This window comes from Bacteroides propionicigenes (assembly GCF_018390535.1).
GTDB lineage: Bacteria > Bacteroidota > Bacteroidia > Bacteroidales > Bacteroidaceae > Bacteroides > Bacteroides propionicigenes.
Map to the genome: position 1 here is coordinate 354,649 of NZ_JAHBBW010000003.1, position 22,555 is coordinate 377,203.

A 22,555-nucleotide genomic window follows, 5' to 3' on the forward strand; every position below is an offset into this window, starting at 1 on the left:
TTGTATCCTTATATTTGCAACTTTCTGTACTCACCGGGCGTATATCCTACATTCTTCTTGAATATGCGGTTGAAGTGCTGTGAGTATTGGAATCCCAGCTCATAGGCAATTTGGCTGACAGTCTTTTCTGTTCCTGCAATCATTTCTTTGGCCAAATCAATCATTTTGGTCTGGATGTATTCTTGCGCGCTTTTTCCGGTTTCTTTCTTTATAAGATCGCCAAAATAGTTGGGAGACAGGAATACCTTGTCTGCAAAATACTTTACAGAAGGAAGTCCGTTTGTCTGTGGCTTGTCACTTTGGAAATAGTCATCAAGCAAGGCTTCGAATTTGACCAATACATTCTTGTTGTTTTCGGAACGGGTGATGAACTGCCTTTCATAAAAACGCATACAGTAATCTAACAGCAGTTCGATGTTTCGTGAAATCAGACGTTTACTATGTTTATCTATCGGATGCTGAAGTTCCATTTTTATTTTTTCAAGGCAGTCCATAAAAATTCCTTTTTCTTCTTCGGATAAATGTAGGGCTTCGGCTGAGGCATAAGAGAAGAATGAATAATGTTTGATGTCCTGTCCTAAAGAAGTTCCTTTAATCAAATCGGGGTGGAACAGAAGACCATGAGCACTTGGTTTCACTCCTTGCTGCATCTCTGTTTCAACAACCTGTCCCGGAGCAAAACTGGTGACAGTCCCTTCTTGATAATCATACACCTGTCTGCCGTAACGAATATCTCCACATTTTATGTTTTTCAGAAAGAGTGCATACACTCCATAGTTCATCGTGAAATGCGTTGGAAATCTGGTAGCTTCCGATAGGTTTATCACACTCACCAACGGATGTAATGTTTCGAGCCCGAAGAACTGGTTGTATTCATCTACTGTGTCCAGCTTAATAACTTCTTTCATAAGGTATCATTATTTAGTCCTGCACAAATGTAAAGAATAAATTTATAGGTAGTATGCCACTTTGTAGAGAATCAGTAAATAGGTTACAAATGTCCGTAATAACAATCCAAACCTATCACTATTTGTGCAAGAAGTATTCAGCCGCCAAAGAGCTGTTTTGATGTATATCATAATCCGTTTTGATATACATTAAAACGGATTATGATATACATCAAAACAGGGAATATGCTTGGATTCCAGTTTGCACCTGTACCCCTTCCACCCTTCCAAAGCCTCCCGTATAAACAGGAGGTTTCGGAAGGGTGGAAGGGGAGTGGCATGAGACTGTATTATTACATTAAACAAAATCCCTGCAAATTTTCTACTGCTCCCTGTTCCGCTACTTTTGGGTGCGGGGTTGGAGAAAAAAAAAGTCCCAAAGTGTTGAACTTCAGGACTTTTCTTTATTTTGCTTCATAAGAAAGCGGTGCGTACGGGACTCGAACCCGTGACCCCATGCGTGACAGGCATGTATTCTAACCAACTGAACTAACGCACCAGAATTTCATTCTTTCATCGCTATCTCTCTCGATTGCGGTTGCAAAGGTAGGCGTTTTTTTTGAATCTGCAATAGCTGTGATAAACTTTTTTTTGAGAGCTTTGGATTGTGCTTGTTTTATGTCCTCATATTGAGAATATTGTAAAAAATGGAGATACTTTGATTTAACAACTATTTAGGAAAATGCTTGTATAGTGTTTAGGTAACATTTAGGTAGTATTTAGGTAGCATTTAGCTTTCAGATAGAATCCTATTTCTGGAGAAAACGAAACTTTTTATACCGAGTTTTAAACTTCTTGCTCGAAAAGTTCGTTATTTTGCAATAAATCGTTATTTTTGCGAACTCAAAACAAGAATGTTGTAATTAGAAAACGATAAAAAATAGATTTTAGGATGATGAAAACAGCCAAACTGTTACTTCACTGTCCCGATAAACCGGGTATTTTGGCAGAAGTAACGGACTTTATAACGGTGAATAAGGGTAATATTATCTATTTGGATCAATATGTAGACCATGTGGAGAATATCTTTTTCATGCGTATCGAGTGGGAATTGGAAAATTTCCTGGTTCCTCAAGAAAAGATAGAGGATTATTTTGAAACATTGTATGCGCAGAAGTATGGAATGAGTTTCCGCCTTTACTTTTCAGATGCAAAACCGCGTATGGCCATCTTCGTATCGAAGATGTCTCACTGTTTGTTCGATTTGCTGGCACGCTATACGGCGGGCGAGTGGAATGTGGAGATACCTCTTATAATAAGTAATCATCCCGACTTGCAGCATGTAGCGGAACGTTTTGGAATACCTTTTCATCTGTTTCCTATCACTAAGGAGACTAAGGAAGAACAGGAGAAGAAAGAAATGGAATTGCTTGCCAAACACAAGGTAAACTTTATAGTGCTGGCGCGTTATATGCAGGTTATCTCCGAGAAGATGATAAACGCTTATCCCAATCGTATTATTAATATTCACCATTCTTTCCTTCCGGCATTTGTAGGGGCAAAGCCCTATCATGCGGCTTTTGAGCGTGGTGTAAAGATTATCGGTGCCACCAGCCATTATGTAACTACGGAGTTGGATGCAGGTCCCATCATCGAACAGGATGTAGTACGTATCACACATAAGGATACAGTGCAGGATTTAGTGAATAAAGGTAAGGATTTGGAAAAAATAGTCCTGTCTCGTGCCGTTCAGAAACATATTGAACGTAAGGTATTGGCATACAAAAATAAGACCGTAATATTTAATTAGTAGCGAATGAAGGTTGCAGTTGTCAAATATAATGCAGGTAATATCCGTTCGGTGGACTATGCTTTGAAGCGTTTGGGTGTTGAGGCGGAGATTACGGCAGATGAAGCGGTGTTACGTGCTGCGGATAAAGTCATCTTTCCCGGAGTGGGCGAGGCGGAGACAACCATGAATTTCCTGAGAGCCGAAGGAATGGATAAACTGATAAAGGAATTGCGCCAGCCGGTGCTGGGCATTTGTCTGGGGATGCAGCTGATGTGCCGCCATTCGGAAGAAGGGGATGCAGATTGCCTCGGTATTTTTGATGTTGACGTGAAGCGTTTTGTATCACAGAAGCATGAGGATAAAGTGCCCCATATGGGTTGGAATACAATTTCACAGACTGACAGCGACCTTTTTAAAGGTTTTACGAAAGAAGAATTTGTCTATTTCGTACACAGCTTTTACGTTCCGGTCAACGACTGTACGGCTGCCGTAACGGATTATATACTTCCGTTCAGCGCCGCTTTACATAAGGACAACTATTATGCCACTCAGTTCCATCCCGAAAAGAGTGGAAGCGTAGGCGAACGTATCCTACAGAATTTCTTGGACTTATAGATGAAAGGAGTCACTATTTGTTAATTCGTAATTTGTAATTAATTGAAATGATAGAGTTAATTCCCGCTATTGATATTATCGATGGAAAGTGCGTACGGCTATCCCAAGGTGATTATGATAGTAAGAAAGTGTATAATGAGAACCCTGTGGAAGTGGCTAAGGAACTTGAAGCGCATGGTATTCGCCGCCTTCATGTGGTAGACCTCGATGGGGCCGCATCTCATCATGTGGTGAACTACCGCACGTTGGAGCAGATTGCTTCCCGCACTTCCTTGATTATAGATTTCGGTGGCGGGGTGAAGAGCGATGAAGATTTGATTATCGCTTTTGAGAATGGTGCGCAAATGGTGACGGGGGGAAGTATTGCCGTAAAGAATCCGGAGCGTTTCTGCCATTGGCTGCAAACATACGGTTCGGAGAAAATCATCCTTGGAGCTGATGTAAAAGACCATAAGATTGCCGTCAATGGGTGGAAAGATGAGAGCTCTTGCGAATTATTCCCTTTCTTGAAAGATTATATTGAGAAAGGAATCCGTAAAGTTATCTGTACGGACATCAATTGCGACGGAATGTTGCAAGGGCCTTCTATCTCTTTGTATAAAGAGATATTGGAAGTGCATTCGGGTCTTTATCTTATAGCCAGTGGCGGAGTGAGTTGTGCTGATGATATTCATCAATTGGAAGCTGCGGGTGTACCTGCCGTTATTTTTGGTAAGGCGCTGTACGAAGGGCGTATAACTTTCAAGGAACTGGAGGGATTTATGATTTAAGATTCATAAATCATAGCTTATAAATCATAAATAGGAAACAGAGTGTTAGCAAAAAGAATCATTCCCTGCCTCGACATCAAAGACGGGCAGACCGTAAAAGGAACCAATTTTGTGAACTTACGTCATGCAGGCGATCCGGTTGAGTTGGCACGTGCTTATAGCGAGCAGGGTGCTGACGAATTGGTTTTTCTGGATATTACTGCCAGCTTCGAGGGGCGGAAAACATTTGCCGAACTGGTGAAGCGTATTGCCGCCAACATCAGCATACCTTTCACCGTGGGGGGCGGTATACATGAATTGAGTGACGTAGACCGGTTGCTGAATGCCGGTGCGGATAAAATATCTATCAATTCCTCAGCCATTCGCCGTCCCGAATTGATTGACGAGATAGCCAAGCATTTCGGTTCGCAGGTTTGTGTGCTGGCTGTTGACGCCAAACAGACGGAAAAGGGCTGGTGGTGCTATCTTAACGGTGGACGTGTAGAAACCGACAAAGAGCTCTTTTCTTGGACAAAAGAAGCGCAGGAGCGTGGTGCCGGTGAAGTGCTTTTTACCAGTATGAACCACGACGGTGTAAAGACCGGATATGCCAACGAAACTCTTGCTGTCCTTGCCGATGGGCTTTCCATACCGATAATCGCATCAGGTGGAGCAGGTGCGAAAGAACATTTCCGTGATGTCTTTTTAGAGGGAAAAGCGGATGCTGCCTTGGCTGCCAGCGTTTTTCATTTCGGAGAAATCAAAATTCCCGATTTAAAATCGTATCTTTGCGCCCGGGGAATCGCAATGCGCCGGATTTGAAAAGTGATAATTTGAAAAGATGATAAGGCGGTAGTGTGATAAAGTGATAAATACCTAATAATATATTTGAGATGTTGGATTTTGACAAAATGAACGGACTCGTTCCGGCAATTATACAAGACGCTGACACAGCTAAGGTGCTGATGTTGGGTTTTATGAACCGGGAAGCATATGACAAGACCGTAAAAACCGGTAAGGTAACATTCTTTAGCCGTACAAAGAATCGTCTTTGGACAAAAGGGGAGGAGAGCGGTAACTTCTTGAACGTAGTTTCCATGAAAGAGGACTGCGACAAGGATACTCTACTAATCCAAGTACATCCGGTTGGCCCGGTTTGCCATACGGGTACGGACACTTGCTGGGGTGAGAAAAACGAACAGCCCGTTATGTTCCTGAAGCTCCTTCAGGATTTCATCGACAAGCGTCATGCCGAAATGCCGGAAGGCTCCTACACAACCAGCCTGTTTCAGTCGGGTGTTAATAAGATGGCGCAGAAAGTGGGTGAAGAAGCGGTTGAAACGGTCATTGAAGCGTGTAATGGTACTGACGAACGCTTGATATATGAAGGGGCTGATTTGTTGTACCACCTCATCGTATTGCTGACCTCTAAAGGTTATCGTATAGAAGATTTGGCACGCGAGTTGGAGGAGCGGCACAGTGCGACTTGGAAGAAACATTAAGTTATTATGGACGAAGTGCTGATACGATATAAAGACGTGGAGATACACCAGCAGGAACTGTGTGTGTTGAACGATGTAAATTTGGAGCTGCACAAAGGAGAGTTTGTCTACCTTATCGGCAAAGTCGGTTCGGGTAAGACAAGTTTGCTCAAAACCTTTTACGGCGAACTGGATGTTGCATCGGGGGATGCCGAAGTGCTTGGATATGATATGTTGCATATCAAGCGCAAGCATATTCCGCAGTTACGTCGCAAGTTGGGTATCGTATTTCAGGACTTCCAGTTGCTTACCGACCGTACGGTGTACGACAATCTTGAGTTTGTGCTCCGTGCTACCGGATGGAAGAACAAGGGGGAGATAAAAGACCGTATCAGCGAAGTATTGCAATTGGTGGGTATGAATAATAAAGGCTATAAATATCCTAACGAATTGTCGGGTGGTGAACAGCAACGTATCGTGATAGCCCGTGCCGTACTCAACTCTCCGGAAATTATCCTTGCCGATGAGCCTACGGGAAACTTGGATGTGGAGACAGGTTTTGCTATAACCCAGCTTCTACATAATATTAGTGAGGCAGGTTCGCTTGTTATTATGACTACGCACAATATGCAGTTGCTTTGGGAATATCCGGGACGCGTATATCGTTGTGCCGACCATTTGATAACGGATGTAACGGAGCAGTATTCTGTTCCGGAGCCAGCAGAAGAAAAGTAAACAAGATTATATAACATTTTAATACAGGAACGAAAATGAAAGTTTTAAAGTTTGGAGGTACTTCAGTAGGTTCGGCTCAGAGAATTAAGGAAGTAGCCAAATTGATTACCGATGGTGAACGTAAGATTGTAGTTCTTTCCGCCATGTCGGGAACTACAAACACATTGGTTGAAATTTCGGACTATCTGTACAAGAAAAATCCGGAAGGTGCTAATGAGATTATCAACAGACTGGAAGCGAAATACCGCCAGCATATTGATGAACTTTATGCTACTCCTGAATATAAAGAGAAGGGATTGGAACTTATCAAATCTCATTTCGACTATATCCGTTCTTATACCAAAGACCTCTTTACACTGTTCGAGGAGAAAGTAGTGTTGGCACAGGGTGAGTTGATTTCTACCGCCATGATGAACTACTATCTGCAGGAATGTGGCGTGAAGTCTGTTCTGCTTCCGGCTTTAGAATATATGCGTACGGACAAGAATGCAGAGCCCGATCCGGTTTATATTAAAGATAAACTTAACGTTCAGCTCGAATTGCATCCCGATGCCGAAATTTATATCACACAAGGTTTCATCTGTCGCAATGCCTATGGCGAGGTAGATAATCTGCAACGCGGTGGTAGCGACTATACCGCTTCATTGATAGGTGCGGCTGTCAAGGCTTCTGAAATTCAGATTTGGACGGATATTGACGGTATGCACAACAATGACCCTCGTATTGTAGATAAGACTTCTCCGGTACGCCATCTCCACTTTGAAGAGGCGGCTGAGTTGGCATATTTCGGTGCGAAGATTCTGCATCCTACCTGTATTCAGCCTGCCAAGTACGCTAACATTCCTGTACGCTTGCTCAATACAATGGACCCAACAGCTCCGGGTACACTCATTTCCAACGATACGGAGAAGGGTAAAATCAAGGCAGTAGCCGCCAAGGAGAATATTACGGCTATCAAAATTAAGTCCAGCCGTATGTTGCTGGCCCATGGTTTCCTGCGCAAAGTGTTTGAAATCTTCGAAAGCTATCAGACTTCTATCGACATGATCTGTACTTCAGAGGTAGGTGTGTCTGTCTCTATCGACAATACCAAACATCTCAATGAGATTTTGGACGACTTGAAAAAATACGGTACGGTAACGGTAGATAAGGATATGTGTATCATCTGCGTGGTAGGAGACCTCGAATGGGAAAATGTCGGTTTTGAAGCCAAAGCCCTTGATGCTATGCGTGACATACCGGTGCGTATGATTTCTTTCGGCGGCAGCAACTATAACATCTCTTTCCTTATCCGCGAATGTGATAAGAAACAGGCTTTACAATCGCTTAGTGATGCGTTGTTCAATGAATAATGAAAGTATACAATAGATATGAGCGCTTTTACCTTCCTGATAAAAGCGCTCTTTTTAACTAAACAAAGATATAATCCATAATAATCATATGAAAGGAATATTTCCTATTGATAAATTCCGCGAACTGCGTACTCCGTTTTATTATTACGATACGAAGATTCTGCGTGATACCCTTACCTGTATCCGTGCCGAAGCATCGCGATACGATAACTATTCGGTGCATTATGCGGTAAAGGCCAATGCCAATCCTAAAGTCCTTACTATTATCCGTGAAAGCGGGATGGGAGCCGACTGTGTCAGCGGCGGTGAAATCCGTGCGGCCATCAAGGCCGGCTTCCCTGCCGATAAGATTGTATTTGCCGGTGTGGGCAAAGCCGACTGGGAGATAAACCTCGGACTGGACTATAACATCTTTTGCTTTAATGTAGAGTCTGTTCCCGAATTGGAAATTATCAATGAACTTGCTGAGGCGAAGGGCAAGGTAGCCAGTGTTGCTTTCCGTATAAACCCCAACGTAGGCGCGCATACTCATGCCAATATCACTACCGGGTTGGCGGAAAACAAATTCGGTATCAGTATGGAGGATATGGATAGTGTGATAGACGTAGCGCAGGGGATGAAGAATGTCAGGTTCATCGGACTGCACTTCCACATCGGGTCTCAGATATTGGATATGGGTGATTTTGTGGCTCTGTGCAATCGTGTCAACGAATTGCTGGATAAGCTTGAAGCCCGTCAGATACGTATTGAACACGTCAATGTCGGCGGTGGTCTCGGTATTGATTACGGACATCCTAACCGTCAGCCGGTACCCGATTTCAAACGCTACTTTGAAACTTATGACAACTGCCTGAAGCTTCGTTCTTATCAGACGCTCCATTTTGAATTGGGACGTTCGGTAGTGGGACAGTGCGGTTCGCTCATTTCAAAGGTGTTGTACGTAAAGCAAGGTACTAACAAACAGTTCGCTATTCTGGATGCAGGTATGACAGACTTGATTCGTCCTGCACTCTACCAGGCATTCCATAAGATAGAAAATATTACTTCAGATGCTCCACAGCAGACCTACGATGTGGTAGGTCCTATTTGCGAGTCATCAGATGTCTTTGGTAAAGCTGTCGACTTGAACGGTGTGAAGCGTGGTGACCTTATAGCCCTTCGCTCTGCCGGAGCCTACGGTGAAATTATGGCCTCGGGCTATAACTGTCGAGAGTTGCCGCAAGGTTATACATCGGACGAACTGGTATAGGTATACGGATATATAAAGAATTATTAAGGGGATATGTCAAAATATAAAAGCCCTATCATTAGCTTCGCTCAAAACATCTTTTGATTTTTACGCTAAGGTATAGTCTGTCATTCAGAGGAGCTTGCGACGAAGAATCTCCTCTCTTATGTATGCAGAGAAGAGATTCTTCACTACGTTCAGAATGACAGAGTGATAGGGCTTTTATATTTTGATACAACCTCTTGTTTTTTATGGCTACTTGATTTTTTTATTGTACTTTTACGGCATTAACATCTGATATAAACTTCATAATGAAACACAAAACGATTCTCTTTTCAATCAGTCTGATACTTAACTTATTTTGTCTCTCAGCGCAGGAGTTACCGAAAGACGTAGTTTGGCAGGAAGTAGAAGGAGTTAATGTACCGATTCCACCTCAAACGCACCCCCGTTTGTACGTTCGTTCATCCGATTTGCCTGCATTGAAGGAGCGTATGAAAACGCCTCAAGCGCAACAGACACTTTCTCTCATGAAAGAGTTGAGCAAAGACCGTACTCCCGCCGAAGAAGCTGCCGTTACAAATCGCGGCTTTCGTTACTATTACGAGATGCGTGGTGTTACATCGAGAGTACAGTTACAGGCTCTCGACTATTTGCTGGATGGTGACAAGCGTTTGGCACGCCGTGCCATCACCGCTATGCTTGATACGTTGCAGCGTGCCACTTTTGGTACCCGTTCCGACTTGTCGCGAGCCAGTGGTGCGATGCTGATTACGGGTGCTATGGTATATGATTGGTGCTATGACCAAATGAAGAGTTCCGAAAAACAAGCTTATATCAAAGAGTTCATTCGCTTGGCAAAGAGTATGGAATGCGGTTATCCGCCACGTAATAATCAACCCATAGCCGGGCATCCGTCAGAGTGGATGATTATGCGTGATATGCTGTCCGCCGGTATTGCCATTTATGACGAATATCCCGATATGTACAACCACGTCATTACGATGCTCTATCGTGATTATATTCCGGCACGTAACTATTTCTATGAAGGGCAGAACTATCATCAGGGGACGAATTATGTGCATGTCCGTTTTGCCTGCGATCTATTCCCTTTGTGGATTTTGGATAAAATGGGGGCCGGCAGTATTTACGATTCTTCGGCGAGATTTGTGCTCTATGATATCGTTTATCGTCGTCGGCCCGATGGAGTGTTGCTGCCTTCGGGAGATGATTATCCACAGAACCGTCCCGCATTGCTCACTATGCCTGTGCCTATGTTTTTAGCTTCCAGTTATTATAAAGATGAATATCTGGCCTATGAGTTTGAGCGTAATCCTCACTTGAATAAATCAGGCAATGAGTCTATGAACCACTGCCTGATATACGAATTGTTGTGGCGCGACTATGATCTGAAAGGTAAAGCTCCCGATGACCTGCCGTTGACACGTTATTCCGGTACTCCTTATGGGTGGATGATTGCCCGTACCGGTTGGGATGCCAACAGTGTGATTGCTGAGATGAAAATCAACGAACAGTTTGTGGGAAACCACCAACATATGGACGGTGGCAGCTTCCAAATCTACCATAAGGGCCCTTTGGCTATTGATGCCGGCGCTTACAGCGGTAGTTCGGGCGGTTATAACAGTCCCAACAACAAGAACTATTTTAAACGTACCATTGCCCATAATTCCTTATTGGTATACGACCCTGACGAAAAGTTCGGCTGTTGGAACTATGGTGGTGGCGGAAAGACCAGATTTGCATCCAATGACGGTGGGCAGCGTATGTGCGGTGACGGTTGGAAAACTTGTAACTCGCTTGACAGTCTTTTATCCGAAGAGTATACGGTAGGTAAAGTTTTGGCTCATGGATTTGGCCCTGATGCGCAAACTCCCGACTATTCTTATTTGAAGGGTGATATAACTCAAGCATATACCCGGAAAGTAAAAGAAGCCAAGCGTTCTTTCGTTTTTCTTAATTTGAAGTCTGAAAAGGTACCTGCCGCACTTATAGTTTATGATAAAGTATCGGCTTCCAATCCCGATTTTCGTAAATACTGGTTACTGCATAGTATTGAAGAGCCTACGCTTGAGGGTAATACTTTTACTGTGCGACGTACTAAAGACGGTGACAGCGGTATGCTGCATAATACCGTTCTTCTGCCTCGGGCAGACAATATACATATTGATAAGGTTGGCGGCCCCGGTAAGGAAAACTGGGTGTTCGGTACTAACTATCCCAATGATGCCGTAGCCCCTTATCTTGACAATGCCAACGAGCGTGGAGCCTGGAGAGTAGAGGTATCACCTGCAGCCTCTGCCGTTACCGATAATTTCTTGAATGTGATACAGGTTGCCGATGACAGGTGTGATAAGCTGAACGATGTACAGCGTATTGAGAATGCACAGATAGTAGGTGCTCAATTAGCCGACCGTGTTGTGACTTTTGCCAGAAATAGTGAACAGCTATCTCAGGATTTTACCCTTACCGTCAAAGGTGCGGGTGTGTTTAAGTTTGTCATCACTGACCTTAAAGAGGGCAACTGGCAGGTAAAGAAAGATGGTCGTATCTTTATTCCGCTGGCTGAAGTGCAGGCGTCTGATGGTGTCCTTACTTTTGAGGGTAAGGCGGGCTATTACAGGTTTTGCCGATAATAACCGTCAATGAAGAAATATATTGCTTGAGTTAAGTACGTGATAATAAATCCATAAACAAGACAGGAAGACGGTCTTCGTGACCTTGTTCTAATTTCTTGTAACGATAATAAATAAGAGGGAATGTCTTGTCTCTGCCACAAAGAGGAGGTTTTTGAATATCTTTTCTCATTTGCGGTGGAGAGTATGTAAGTTTATAAGTACTGAATTGGGGAGGCTATAATAGCTGCAACCTTTTTATCGCGCGAGTTGGCATACTTGTGCATTAGCAGCTGATACTCATTGTGCTTCTTCAAATCAGAGCTGAAAGGTAAATTGGGGAATGTTATTACGTCTATTTCTTTTAAAATAAAATCCTTGGATTTTTGGGACCAAGTTATGATAAACAAGCGCAATCCGGATTGAAGCCTGAGTATCTCCTGTGACTGCCACCTGCGGATGTCATTATCATACAAGGTGTATCCTTGAGGGTTGGTGCGAGCATATTTCCCTAAAAAGAACTCATTGTTACAGTGACGCTCAACCCCTGTATTTTTTGCGTTTTGAAATTCAATGATACCTATAGGCTGTAACAGTTTGGTCGATACAAAGCAATCTATATTTGTAGGCCAAGCTGTGCCGGCACGTCTTAATGCTTTATCAAAAAAAGGCAAGTCCTCTTGTTCCCGGTAGGGCTTGGAAGACTTCCATCCTTTGATAGCTGCAATCCAATCAGAGAAGGCTTGATAGCTGTTATAAGAAGCCTTAAAGATACAGGACGTTACATCCGTAATGGTATATACCCATACAGATTGCATCTCATCACAGTAGAGCACATAGGTAAGGGGAAGTCGGAATGCCTTTGCAAAATTAATCTTGCGTTGGAGTACATCGGTACTTTCCAATGCAGTGATAGCCGCCAAGACATCTGCATCGGAAGACTCGCCATCTGTTGCATCAACTCGTGCACGTTCCATTAAATGAGTAACAATATTCCGGTTGTTTTCATTACAGCCTTCAATAGAATCAAAGAAAAGCCCTGTCTTTTCGGCAAGGAGTTTCTTTGCCCAATTGCCGGCATCGCTTCGCTCGGAAGTTTCTTTACGATAATTCTTAAATATCATGGCTCTGCGGATTTGTATCTTGTATTATATTCAGGAGTTCGTCGTAACTATCCACATTGTAATAACGAACGTTTTCCGTAGAAATCTCATTAAACAATTTAGAAGCGCAGTTGATTTTTGCTTGCTCTATCTCACGATACTGTATGGAATTCATTGAACCATTTGTTTCTATGAGATAAAAGCGGTTCTTGGCAACGTCTTTCTTGAACGCAATGGCCCAGTCCGGAGAGTAGTTGCCCACAGGGGTAGGGATATGGAAACTTTTCGGAAGTTTGGCATACACTTCCACTTCATCGGCCGTTTCAAGCCTTTCACAAAAAGTTCTTTCAATGCTTTGTCCGGCAGTTCCGTCAGTAAAGACATAATCGGTTATATGCCGTTTGGCACGTATTGCCCTGTCAAAGCCTGTACTATGCTTTTCAGATGTAAAAATGGCGCTGTCATATTCTCCCTCAATTTGGTTGTATGATATGTGCTCCACAATCATTATTGCTTTTTGGCTTTTAATGATATTGATGACCTTAGTGATAAATTCTTCCGGATTTATCGCAAACATCATCTTTTTTTCAGCGGTTAGTTTACTTAGAATCTTGCCGGCGGTACGACGTGTGAGAAGTGCACCTTTGGCTATATCTCCAATCAGGTCGTATGGGGAGGTACACGCATGTGCGTTGCGCAGGTTCTGAGAATGCGATGTTACCTTTTCAAACGTGCTGCCGTTTTGGAGTTGGGATTGGGTAATCGTATCCTCTTGCTGCCCCGATGTGATATTATAGCGGATTTGGGAAACATGAAGTTCCTTATTGATGGCTTCAAAAGATTTTTTTATTAATTCTTCGCTATCGAAGTTTACAGTATAGGCATATTTATGGTTGATTCTTTTCCATAGTTCCTGAAACTCTTTCTTTTTGAAGTTTTCGTTTAAAGAATTCTTTTGAACCATAGTTTTATGCCCGTTCTCAATCATGCTATCCAAGATATGCGAGCCGTCGGCGTCAATATAGCCATTGTCACTAAGGTATGAAAAGATACTTGTTTTAGTCGGTCGGTCGTACAAGACATCACAAATCTCACGTTGTAAATCGGAAACGAAGGTGGCATAGCTTTCGCTGGCAATTACGGTCAGCTTGTTAATCTCGTGTACAAGATCTTCACCGATTGTCTGGGCATCCATGCGAGTACCGGAACCATTTACGGCAAGCCGAAGTCCGCGGCCCACTTCCTGACGCTTGGCTATCGCATTATCAGAGTGCTTCAATGTGCATATTTGGAAGATATTAGGGTTATCCCAACCTTCACGAAGAGCCGAGTGTGAAAAGATAAACCTCGTAGGCTCGTCAAAACTAAGCAAGCGTTCTTTGTTTTTTAGAATCAGGTCATAAGCGGAAATATCATCCGAGATGTCCGAACCTCTTTTTATTTCACTGTTTATGCTGTGTCCTTTTTTGTCAATGCTGAAGTACCCTTTATGTATATTGCGCGTATCGAACTTGCGGAGATATTTTTGATATTCGTCTTCCTCGCCAGACCTGCCATCCGCTCCAAACAGTTGGAGGTATTCTTTAAGAATGATATTATATTCTTCTTCAAAAATCCTGCCATATTCACCAATAAGTTCTTCGCCGGCATCATTATAAAGCCGGTACTTTGAAACTTCATCAATAAAAAATAGGGATAAAGTCTTTATACCCTGTCGAAATAATGTTTCTTCTTTCTCAAAGTGTGACTGAATTGTTTCGCGAATTTGAATGCGGCGCATATCTTTTTCTGAGATATCGCCCACCACCTCTCCTGTGTGCATCACCTTGCCATTGACAAACTCAATAGTGGCGGATACGGGGTCTATATTATTAATGGTATATCCATCTTTATATTGTTGAAGTCCGTTGGAGGCAAGGAACAGGCTGTTGCCAACTTCAAAGGTCTTGGTTTTTCTGACGATTCCGTTCGCTTGACGGACTTCTATTTCAAGTCTCGCCATAGGAGGCTTGTTGCTGGAAATCATAATCTTTTCAAGAAACATATACCGATCGGTGCCTCTTAGATTATGCACCTCAAATCCTTTGACTTGTATTTTCTTGACGAGCTTTTTGTTGTATGCGTCAAGTGCATCGAGCACATACACTTCGTTGTGATGGTTCTTGTGGGTTGCCGAGTAGTTGATGGTGAAGAGGGGATTAAAGTTCCTGATGCCGGTCTGTGTGGCGGCTCCTCCCATCTTTTGCGGTTCGTCGAGTATGACAATGGGGCGACTGGCTTTAATCACATCAATGGGGCGACGGCTGTTAAAGTCATCCCGCATGGAGTAAATAATACGACTTTCCCTGTTCTTTGCGCCTTCTTTCATTGAAGTGGCGAAGGCTTGGGTGTTGATAATCATAATATTGATGCCGGGGTCATTGGAGAACTTATCAAGTGCGCTGAGCTCTTTGCCGTTATAAATGAAGAAACGGGCTTTTTTCCCATAATGTTCCATGAAGTGTTCAACGGTCATTTCCATTGATTTCTTAACACCTTCCCGGATGGCTATACTGGGGACAACCACAATGAACTTGCTCCAGCCATATTGCTTGTTCAGCTCAAACATTGTTTTGATATAAACATATGTTTTGCCCGTACCGGTTTCCATCTCTACATCCAAAGCGCAACGACCCATATCGCATGACAGCTTTGTAGACAGGTGGATGTTTTGCCGGGCTTGCACCTTATTGATGTTTCTCATCAGCTGTTCGTCCGACAGAATAATGTCGGCATTACGCGTGTATTCACAGTCCTTGTCGTCTTTGGATTGGCCTGCAAATACTCTAATTATACTATCTACTGCGTCTGTCTGATATGATTGTATCTTAAAATTAAACTTCATTATCAATACACTTTTAAGTGAGTGTCCGGACTGTATGATTTGAACAGTTGTTCAAAGTTGACAGCTATACTGTCATTCGCCATGGAGCTATCACGCATAACGAAGAAGCGGGGTCTCTTTTGTGCTATCTTTGATATGGTTTCATCTGTAACGCCTGTTTCAAAACAAGCCATTATATAGCCGTCGGCTATTGAATAAACCTTTTTCTCATTTATCGTAAAGGACTCAAGCCGGCTCGAAAGAGGGCAGTCGAGTTCTAACATTGTCTGGAAGAGTAAATCGCCATCGGTGCGGTCGGGCTTTATATTGTCCACTGTTAGTTCAAAAAGGTCTTTGGCAACATATTCGGTGGGGGTGTACCACACTTGTTGCATATTGCTTGTATCGAGTTTGAGAACGCGAAAACCTGAGTCGAAGCTTGCTCCAGGGTATGTCTTCTTTATCAATGCGGCCGCTTTACGGATACGTTCCTTGCCAATCTCACAAATATTCTTGAATCCGGCTTTGTAGGCTTCGCTTTTCGCGTCTGTCGGTTCTTGGATTTGTACCATTATAAACTTCTTATGCGTTCCGTTTTTGGCGTTCATTTCCATTACCGCATGGGCGGTTGTTGCCGTTCCTGAGAAAAAGTCAAGAATGGTGCAGTCGTCATCTTGGGTTGCAAAACTGATAATGCGGCTTAGCAGTTGTACGGATTTGGGATTATCGAAAATCTTCTTTCCGTCTAAAAGTTGCTCAAGCTGTTTGGTAGAAGCACGTCCGTCTTCATAATAGATGCTTTTAAATTGCTCCTTAACAGTCTCAATACGCTTCTTGACGTGGGGTTGCGTGGTTTCGTCTTTACCCCATTCTATATCTCCGTTTTTATCGTAATCCCAAAATGTTCTTTCTGTCCACCTCCAGCCGAATACAGGCTTCACACATGGTTTTCCTGTTGTGGGATGAATAATGTCGAAAGTGTAACCTCCGGGTTTGGTATTCGAAGAGTTGGTAGAGTTGCTATATACTCCACGTGCATCAACATTATTGTAGTGGGCCACTCCTTTTAATTCGCTTTCATGTCTTTTTATCCATTGGCGCAACAGTTTTTGTTGCTCCTGAATGTCATTAGTTTGATGCTTGATGAGCTTGTACTGTGTAATAATTTCCTGCGCCTTATCGGATTCTATGAGCCATGGATTCAGGCTGTTTATGTCTTTTGCGAAGCACAATATATATTCATGCTCTGTTGAAATCTGTCGGGGATTATTGTCTGTTGCCGATTGCCATATAATTTCACCGACAAAATTTCCGGTGCCATATAATTCACAACATATCTTTTTCAGGTTCTCCACCTCGTTCTGGTCGATACTGATGAAGATAACACCGTCTTTGGTAAGGAGATTACGGGCTATCTTCAGTCTTGGATACATCATATTCAACCAATCGGTATGAAAACGACCGTTGGACTCCATATTGGGGGACAGAATGTAGCCTTCTTCATCTAATTGGCCGGAACGCTCCATATATTCGGCGGTGGTTTGGGAAAACTTATCCGGATATACAAATTCCTTACCTGTGTTGTAGGGAGGGTCTATGTATATAAGCTTTATAGTCTCAAGGTAATTTTCTTGAAGTAGTTTTAAGACCTCCAGATTATCTCCTTCAATATAGAGGTTCTCGGTAGTATTGAACTCTCCAAAACTCTCTTTTTCGCAGGGGCGGAGTGTGTTGGTACTGGGTGCATTGGCTGCAAGAATTGCTTTACGTTTGTCAGGCCATGTAAACTGGTAGCGCTCTTCACGACCTTCAACTACAGCAGTTGAAATCTCTTGCATCAGTAAATCCTTGTCAATGGCACGTACTGTTTTGCCATTCTCATCAATCGTTTCAGTTACAATATTGGGAAATAATTCGGCGAGTTTGCGAAAATTGACATCAGCCTGATTATTCGTTTGCATTCTAAGCTTATCCATAGGGTATGATAGTTACTTCATGTGCAAAACTAAGCAAAAAGTGAAAACTCACCAAGCAAAACTGAACATATCTATGGAGGAGAATCATGTAGCATCCTCTTCACATTCCGCTTTTGGTATCCTTTGCTGTGACAAACGGTGTTTGATACATTTATAGGCTCTTGTCATCTCTTGCAATAATTCAGTATTGTCTGTGGTGAGAATCTCACGAGCCAATAGTAAACGTTGCGAATCAAGTTCCATTCTTTTTCGTATCTTTGAAGGATTAGGTAAGAGGGTTAGTTTGACTATTTTATAGATTTTAAAATCCGCTTGTCTGGGATGATTACGAAATTCTTATGGAAACTAATCTTCTTTTTAAATTAAATTTATATCATATGCGCCATTAGTGACATTAGCTTCGCTCAAAACATCTTTTGATTTTTACGCTAAGGTATAGTCTGTCATTCAGAGCGTAGCGAAGAATCTACTCTCTGCATACATAAGAGAGGAGATTCTTCGTCGCAAGCTCCTCTGAATGACAGAGTGATAGGACTTTTACATTTTGACACAACCCTTTTTTATGATTCTGTTTTTCAATATCCTATGTCAGCTATACAAAAGGCTCGCCGTCGGGACGTATGGTGCCGTTTTCAGAACTCATATCGATGGGATAGGACTGGTTGGCTTTGACATCGGCGGCTGCGAGGTCTATGGTTTTTTTATTAAGGGTGGTAAGGGATATGTCTCCGGGGAGTGCATAATACACTCCATTTTGCGTGAGAGTGTTTGATGCGGCGGTGGGAGTGATGGTGAAACTGCCGTTGGCGGGCTGTGTGTCTATGCTTTGGGGAATATTGAAAGAACTGGCAGTAACGGTATTGGAAGCGTCGACTATTCCGGTTACCTCCAACCGCACCAGTTCGCTTTTGAATTTTAACGGAATGGCGGCGGTAGAGGCGTTAACTGTGATGCCCGTGGCGGTGGCTTTCATTATGACGCTATTTGCGGTGGGGGTCAGGATATTGCCGGACAGAGTGCCTTTGGCATAGATGGCTTCTATATTGACGGTGGCGCCTGACGGGGCGGAGAGTGCCGGGTCGGGGTCGCTCCAAGTGCCGGTGCTGCCGCTGATGGTGTATGTGGCGGTGGAGTAGGCATACGTAGTGGCTCCTCCGCTTGCGGTGATTGTTGCGGCAAGATATATCTTGTCGCCGTTCTCCCACGTTAAGGCTGTGCCCGAATCTGCGACGCGGGTGTGGGTACCTCCTGTTGCTTTCACAAAGGGGATGGTCTCGCCTATGGCGAGGGTGAGGGGCTGCGGGTCGGCAGAGGGTAGCCCGTCTTGTTCCGTGCAGGCGGCACAGAGTACTAATAGGCTCATGCCGCATATGCCGAGCGCACTGTACAGGGTGTGTAGGATATACTTTTTCATTGTTATGCTGTTTTTTCAGGTTAGGGGGTAATGTTCAATTCATCGTAGTTTATTTCGGGATATGCTGTATTGGCCGGGGTTTCTTTCCAGAATTTTCGAGAATTCCACGGCTTGGTTATGTAATCCGTAAAATATGAATTGGTGGCGGGGGCATACTTTATGAAGTTGAATCTTGTGTTTGATGTACCGCCATTCCACATGATGTTTTGTGCTATTTTTCCTTGGCTGACATAATAGCAACTTTGTACATATGAGCTGCTGGGCGCGAAAAAGTAAGCGGTTAAAGCATTTTGAAAAACCCCAGACTTCAGTTCTTTTAGGTCTAGACCGTAATAACAGCTTATTATTCTGCTGGTAGTTTCTATTTTAGCGACAAAACCGCCAATACGGAAATTGCTCATAAGAGTACTGCTGTTCTCTAATTGGGGATGTATTAAAGTGATAGGACTATAGCTGTAGCAAGCTCTACAATTGTAGGTATTAGAGCCGGCAGAGCCGGTATAACCAATAAAACCGCCTATGAGCAATTCTTGGACTGAACCGGAAGAGGAGCCGGAATCCCCTGTGAAAGAGACTTCTATTGCTCCCGTAGTAGAAGAATAAGAACCGTAAATCTCGTTGCCAATACTACCATCAGTATCACTGCCTATGAAGCCTCCCACCCTGATAATATGTTGGTTTGGTGCATTAAAAGTTCCCAATTTTATGTAGCCCGAAGATCGGCAGGATAGGATGTTGCATACGGATATCTTTCCTATGAATCCTCCTACATAACAGAGGTAAGGTGCAGTACTTGCTCTATCGGTGATAATTCCGTTTTCTCCTATATTAACATCAGAACGACAGAAGGATATGGTGGTATTGGCTGCACTTCCTATTAATCCGCCTGTTGCGTATACCTTGCCATCATTTATTACATTATAGCAAGAAACTTTATTTATGCTTCCGCTGGCGGAACAAGCCGCTATATTTCCTCCGCTGGCATATCCTACTAATGCCCCTGTATATTGCAGGATTGCGAGAGGTGTAATATTTACAGCGCGTAGATGTATGCCTATCAAGGTGCCATTGCTACCACCGAAAAGACCGGCGGTAGTACGGTATCTCGCACCTCCCAAATTCAAATTACTTATGGTGTGGCCATTCCCGTTATAGGTTCCACTAAAAGGCTTTTCGGCTATTCCTATCGGAAACCAGTCATTGGCGTCTGTGGTATGGCTGCTGTTGCTGCTGCTCGCGAGGTCTTGCAAGTTGATGTCGGCTATTTGTATGGCGTTCTTATTTGTGGCTTTGCCGTTGTTTACATCGTCACGGAAATTGGCAAGGTCTTCGGCGGTGGCTATGACATAGTCGTAGCCCTCATATTTGGGTTTGGGCTTTTCCTGTGCATCCCATGCCATGTCTGCATCTACTGCGATGGAGATGATTTGGTTGTCCTTTATAGTGAAGGTGTAGCCGATGGCTTTGCCCGGTGTCCAGTCGTCGGCATTGGGGAGGGTGGTTTCTATGGTTTTGGTAGTACTGCCGTCGAGGTAGGTGAGTGATACTTTGGTGTCTGTCATGTGGTCGGGCGGCAGGAAGAATTCTTTGACGGTTGTTGCTGTGCTGCCTGCGTTGATGTTGAGGTTGGTGGCGGTGCAAGTGGTTCTATTTTTAGATAGAGTTCTCACAGTGATTCCGGTGTCGCTACCATTAAATTTGATTCCCGTAGCATAGACACACTCGGTGCTGACTCCGGTTATCGTCTTTGACCCGCCGCCTTCCACTTTCACTTTAAAGATTACTTTGGTCGTAGCGTGCTTCATGGTGAACCGAACGGTGCCATGATTGTTGGTGCAATTCAGTTCGCCTAAAGAGTATAGGATGTCGAGTTCGCCTTTTACGGGTGCATATATGATGGCGGGGCTGCCATTTGTGGTGACAGAGGTGGGAGCTGCTGATATTTGGTCACCACCGGAAGGCACAGAGGCGCTGTGTGGTGCATATGCAAAGAATGAGACTTTATCGTTGGGGTTGGCGGGCCAATATTTTACGGGGCTGTACGTCCATGTGCCGTTTACTTTCTTCACCGATTGGTTGCATAGGAGATTGGGGGCAAAACCTGTGGAGGCCATGTAGCTTGTGCCTGTATTGTATGCAAATACGCCTATTTCCGTGAGGTTGGCTGTGGTGGCTTCGGCACGGGTGGCGGCATCGGTATCGCTGTCGGCACGGGTATTGCTGTCGTCTACTGATGTTGAGAAGCCGATGGGCTGTGTTGGCATTAGGGTTGTGTCTTCGTTGTCACAACCGATGCACAGTAGGGTGCAGAATAGTGGAATGAGGATGTATGTACCTTTTATTCTTCTCATTATTGCTTGCTTTTTTTATTAGAAAGAGTTTTTTGTGTGCCCGAAGAAAGACATTCAACCTTCTTCGGGCGTGTGTCAATACTTTGATTGGCGTTTCATTGGTTTCGCTCAGAAACATCTCTTCTCTTGTATGTAAGGAGAAGAGATGCTTCGCTGCGCTCTGCATGACAGGAGTGGGTGTCTCACTCCTGACAAGGGGGGCACCTCTGACAGGGGCGATTGTTTCACTTCTGACAGGATTGGTTATTGGATAGTTATGTCATTATCAGTTACTGTTCCCCAGCCCATATCTGTGTCTACATCGAATGTGATAGCATTCAGACCGATGGTGAATATGAATCTGTGGGCTGCGCCTTTCTTAAAGACACCGGCGGGCAGGTCCACTGTCTTTTCGACTGAAGATTTGATGTGGGTGGTGGTGCTTGTCCAGTTCACGATGTCGTATGCGATTTTTATTTTTACGTCACCGGCATTGGCTGTTCCTGTTCCATTGTTTACTGGGAGGAGGAACAGGTAAAAGTCTTTGCCTACACTTTTAATGAACAGTGATGTAGTGTTTGTTCCTCCGGCGGAGATGTCGAGGGAAAGTTCTTTGTAGCCTGCGAAATTAGCCTTCGTCAGATTCAAGCAACCGCAATCGGGGGTCGTATCGCTAAATGCTTGCAATACATACGGAGATTTTATGTAGTCCGTTTTATTATCTGCCCATGTCAGGGTTTTCATGTCGAGCGTTCCCTTGCTGTTCAGTATGTTGTTGTGTATCAGCGATACGCCTGTGATGAATACCTTTGTATCAGTGTTTTTGCTGATGTCCGTGCCTGTCTTGGCTTCCATAGCTACTCTGGTCAGTGGATGCTGGAACTTGAAGTTTACTGTTCCCGAACTCATATTCATTGTTCCGTTGGTCGCATCATCGGGGTTGGATACTACCAAGTCATGCAGATAGTATTGGAAGGTTTGTAAAGTCAAGTTTACTTTAGGGTTGTTGCTTGCATCGGCGGATGTCAGTGTGGTGTTGTAGGTAGGACCACCGTAGGTATATGGTGCATAGGCGAAGAACGAAACTTTCTCATCGGTTCCTGCAGGCCAGAATTTTACGGGGCTATATTCCCATTTGCTGTTGGTCTTATCCCATGTCACTCTCTGGGTTTTCATGAATTCTTCTTTGGCTCCGGTTGTACTGTAATCTCCGGTTGTCTTATATGCCATAACTCCGAGCCCATGCTGCTTTATGAACTCGATGTCCGTTTCTTGCCTGCGTGTCTGCACGCTTGCATACGTATCAAATCCGATTGGCTTGTTCACCTCGGGGTTTTGTTCGGTAATCTCGTTTTCCGAACACGCTGCCAGTGCCAGCATGGTAATGGTCAGCAAGA

General features: G+C 43.8%; 16 protein-coding genes and 1 tRNA gene. 9 read left to right on the forward strand and 8 right to left on the reverse strand.

The window, feature by feature from the left end:
* Positions 1-8 precede the first annotated feature (8 nt).
* Positions 9-908, reverse strand: coding sequence for a helix-turn-helix domain-containing protein (locus KG118_RS06760; protein ID WP_117713257.1), 900 nt, complete (start codon positions 906-908; stop codon positions 9-11).
* 464 nt (positions 909-1,372) lie between these two features.
* Positions 1,373-1,446: transfer RNA gene (locus KG118_RS06765), tRNA-Asp, on the reverse strand.
* 393 nt (positions 1,447-1,839) lie between these two features.
* On the opposite strand from KG118_RS06765, the gene purU reads away from it, so the two are divergent.
* From purU to hepB, 9 genes are all read left to right on the forward strand, one after another.
* Positions 1,840-2,697, forward strand: coding sequence for a formyltetrahydrofolate deformylase (purU, locus tag KG118_RS06770; protein ID WP_004289958.1), 858 nt, complete (start codon positions 1,840-1,842; stop codon positions 2,695-2,697).
* Between the two features lie 6 nt (positions 2,698-2,703).
* Positions 2,704-3,294, forward strand: coding sequence for an imidazole glycerol phosphate synthase subunit HisH (hisH, locus tag KG118_RS06775; protein WP_117713259.1), 591 nt, complete (start codon positions 2,704-2,706; stop codon positions 3,292-3,294).
* A 47-nt stretch (positions 3,295-3,341) separates the two neighbouring features.
* The gene (hisA, locus tag KG118_RS06780) at positions 3,342-4,064 is read left to right on the forward strand and encodes a 1-(5-phosphoribosyl)-5-[(5-phosphoribosylamino)methylideneamino]imidazole-4-carboxamide isomerase (protein ID WP_117713260.1); all 723 of its coding nucleotides are present in this window, start codon (positions 3,342-3,344) and stop codon (positions 4,062-4,064) included.
* Between the two features lie 42 nt (positions 4,065-4,106).
* A complete protein-coding gene (gene hisF / locus KG118_RS06785) occupies positions 4,107-4,865 on the forward strand; it encodes an imidazole glycerol phosphate synthase subunit HisF (protein ID WP_117713261.1) in 759 nt (252 codons plus the stop codon).
* A 71-nt stretch (positions 4,866-4,936) separates the two neighbouring features.
* Positions 4,937-5,545, forward strand: coding sequence for a bifunctional phosphoribosyl-AMP cyclohydrolase/phosphoribosyl-ATP diphosphatase HisIE (hisIE, locus tag KG118_RS06790; RefSeq protein ID WP_117713262.1), 609 nt, complete (start codon positions 4,937-4,939; stop codon positions 5,543-5,545).
* Between the two features lie 6 nt (positions 5,546-5,551).
* Positions 5,552-6,259, forward strand: coding sequence for a cell division ATP-binding protein FtsE (locus KG118_RS06795; RefSeq protein ID WP_117713263.1), 708 nt, complete (start codon positions 5,552-5,554; stop codon positions 6,257-6,259).
* A 35-nt stretch (positions 6,260-6,294) separates the two neighbouring features.
* Entirely contained in the window at positions 6,295-7,611 is a 1,317-nt protein-coding gene (locus KG118_RS06800) for an aspartate kinase (RefSeq protein WP_117713264.1), read from the forward strand.
* Between the two features lie 88 nt (positions 7,612-7,699).
* Positions 7,700-8,860 carry a diaminopimelate decarboxylase gene (gene lysA, locus KG118_RS06805; RefSeq protein WP_117713265.1) on the forward strand — a complete coding sequence of 387 codons (1,161 nt, stop codon included), beginning with the start codon at positions 7,700-7,702 and terminating at the stop codon, positions 8,858-8,860.
* Between the two features lie 290 nt (positions 8,861-9,150).
* Complete coding sequence (gene hepB, locus KG118_RS06810) at positions 9,151-11,493, forward strand: heparin/heparin-sulfate lyase HepB (RefSeq protein WP_117713266.1); 2,343 nt, start codon at positions 9,151-9,153, stop codon at positions 11,491-11,493.
* A 194-nt stretch (positions 11,494-11,687) separates the two neighbouring features.
* Here hepB and KG118_RS06815 read toward each other — a convergent pair whose 3' ends face one another.
* The 6 genes from KG118_RS06815 to KG118_RS06840 all read right to left on the reverse strand — a co-directional run.
* On the reverse strand, positions 11,688-12,596 hold the full coding sequence (locus KG118_RS06815) for a hypothetical protein (protein ID WP_213388387.1): 909 nt from the start codon (positions 12,594-12,596) through the stop codon (positions 11,688-11,690).
* A complete protein-coding gene (locus KG118_RS06820) occupies positions 12,586-15,459 on the reverse strand; it encodes a restriction endonuclease (RefSeq protein ID WP_117713268.1) in 2,874 nt (957 codons plus the stop codon). The genes KG118_RS06815 and KG118_RS06820 overlap by 11 nt, the downstream gene beginning before the upstream one ends.
* Positions 15,460-15,461: 2 nt before the next feature.
* Complete coding sequence (locus KG118_RS06825) at positions 15,462-17,414, reverse strand: site-specific DNA-methyltransferase (RefSeq protein ID WP_117713269.1); 1,953 nt, start codon at positions 17,412-17,414, stop codon at positions 15,462-15,464.
* A gap of 592 nt (positions 17,415-18,006) precedes the next feature.
* Positions 18,007-18,828: a hypothetical protein gene (locus KG118_RS06830; protein WP_117713270.1), complete on the reverse strand. Its 822-nt coding sequence runs from the start codon at positions 18,826-18,828 to the stop codon at positions 18,007-18,009.
* A gap of 20 nt (positions 18,829-18,848) precedes the next feature.
* On the reverse strand, positions 18,849-21,179 hold the full coding sequence (locus KG118_RS06835) for a fimbrillin family protein (protein WP_117713271.1): 2,331 nt from the start codon (positions 21,177-21,179) through the stop codon (positions 18,849-18,851).
* Between the two features lie 243 nt (positions 21,180-21,422).
* Positions 21,423-22,555, reverse strand: a 1,133-nt coding sequence (locus KG118_RS06840; protein WP_213388388.1) for a fimbrillin family protein, incomplete at its 5' end; no start/stop codon positions are given.

Excerpts from the sequence above, each read along its gene's own strand:
- KG118_RS06760 (WP_117713257.1), bottom strand. The coding sequence starts at position 908 with ATGAAAGAAGTTATTAAGCTGGACACAGTAGATGAATACAACCAGTTC.
- purU (WP_004289958.1), top strand. The coding sequence starts at position 1,840 with ATGATGAAAACAGCCAAACTGTTACTTCACTGTCCCGATAAACCGGGT.
- hisH (WP_117713259.1), top strand. The coding sequence starts at position 2,704 with ATGAAGGTTGCAGTTGTCAAATATAATGCAGGTAATATCCGTTCGGTG.
- hisA (WP_117713260.1), top strand. The coding sequence starts at position 3,342 with ATGATAGAGTTAATTCCCGCTATTGATATTATCGATGGAAAGTGCGTA.
- hisIE (WP_117713262.1), top strand. The coding sequence starts at position 4,937 with ATGTTGGATTTTGACAAAATGAACGGACTCGTTCCGGCAATTATACAA.
- KG118_RS06795 (WP_117713263.1), top strand. The coding sequence starts at position 5,552 with ATGGACGAAGTGCTGATACGATATAAAGACGTGGAGATACACCAGCAG.
- KG118_RS06800 (WP_117713264.1), top strand. The coding sequence starts at position 6,295 with ATGAAAGTTTTAAAGTTTGGAGGTACTTCAGTAGGTTCGGCTCAGAGA.
- lysA (WP_117713265.1), top strand. The coding sequence starts at position 7,700 with ATGAAAGGAATATTTCCTATTGATAAATTCCGCGAACTGCGTACTCCG.
- hepB (WP_117713266.1), top strand. The coding sequence starts at position 9,151 with ATGAAACACAAAACGATTCTCTTTTCAATCAGTCTGATACTTAACTTA.
- KG118_RS06815 (WP_213388387.1), bottom strand. The coding sequence starts at position 12,596 with ATGATATTTAAGAATTATCGTAAAGAAACTTCCGAGCGAAGCGATGCC.
- KG118_RS06820 (WP_117713268.1), bottom strand. The coding sequence starts at position 15,459 with ATGAAGTTTAATTTTAAGATACAATCATATCAGACAGACGCAGTAGAT.
- KG118_RS06825 (WP_117713269.1), bottom strand. The coding sequence starts at position 17,414 with ATGGATAAGCTTAGAATGCAAACGAATAATCAGGCTGATGTCAATTTT.
- KG118_RS06830 (WP_117713270.1), bottom strand. The coding sequence starts at position 18,828 with ATGAAAAAGTATATCCTACACACCCTGTACAGTGCGCTCGGCATATGC.
- KG118_RS06835 (WP_117713271.1), bottom strand. The coding sequence starts at position 21,179 with ATGAGAAGAATAAAAGGTACATACATCCTCATTCCACTATTCTGCACC.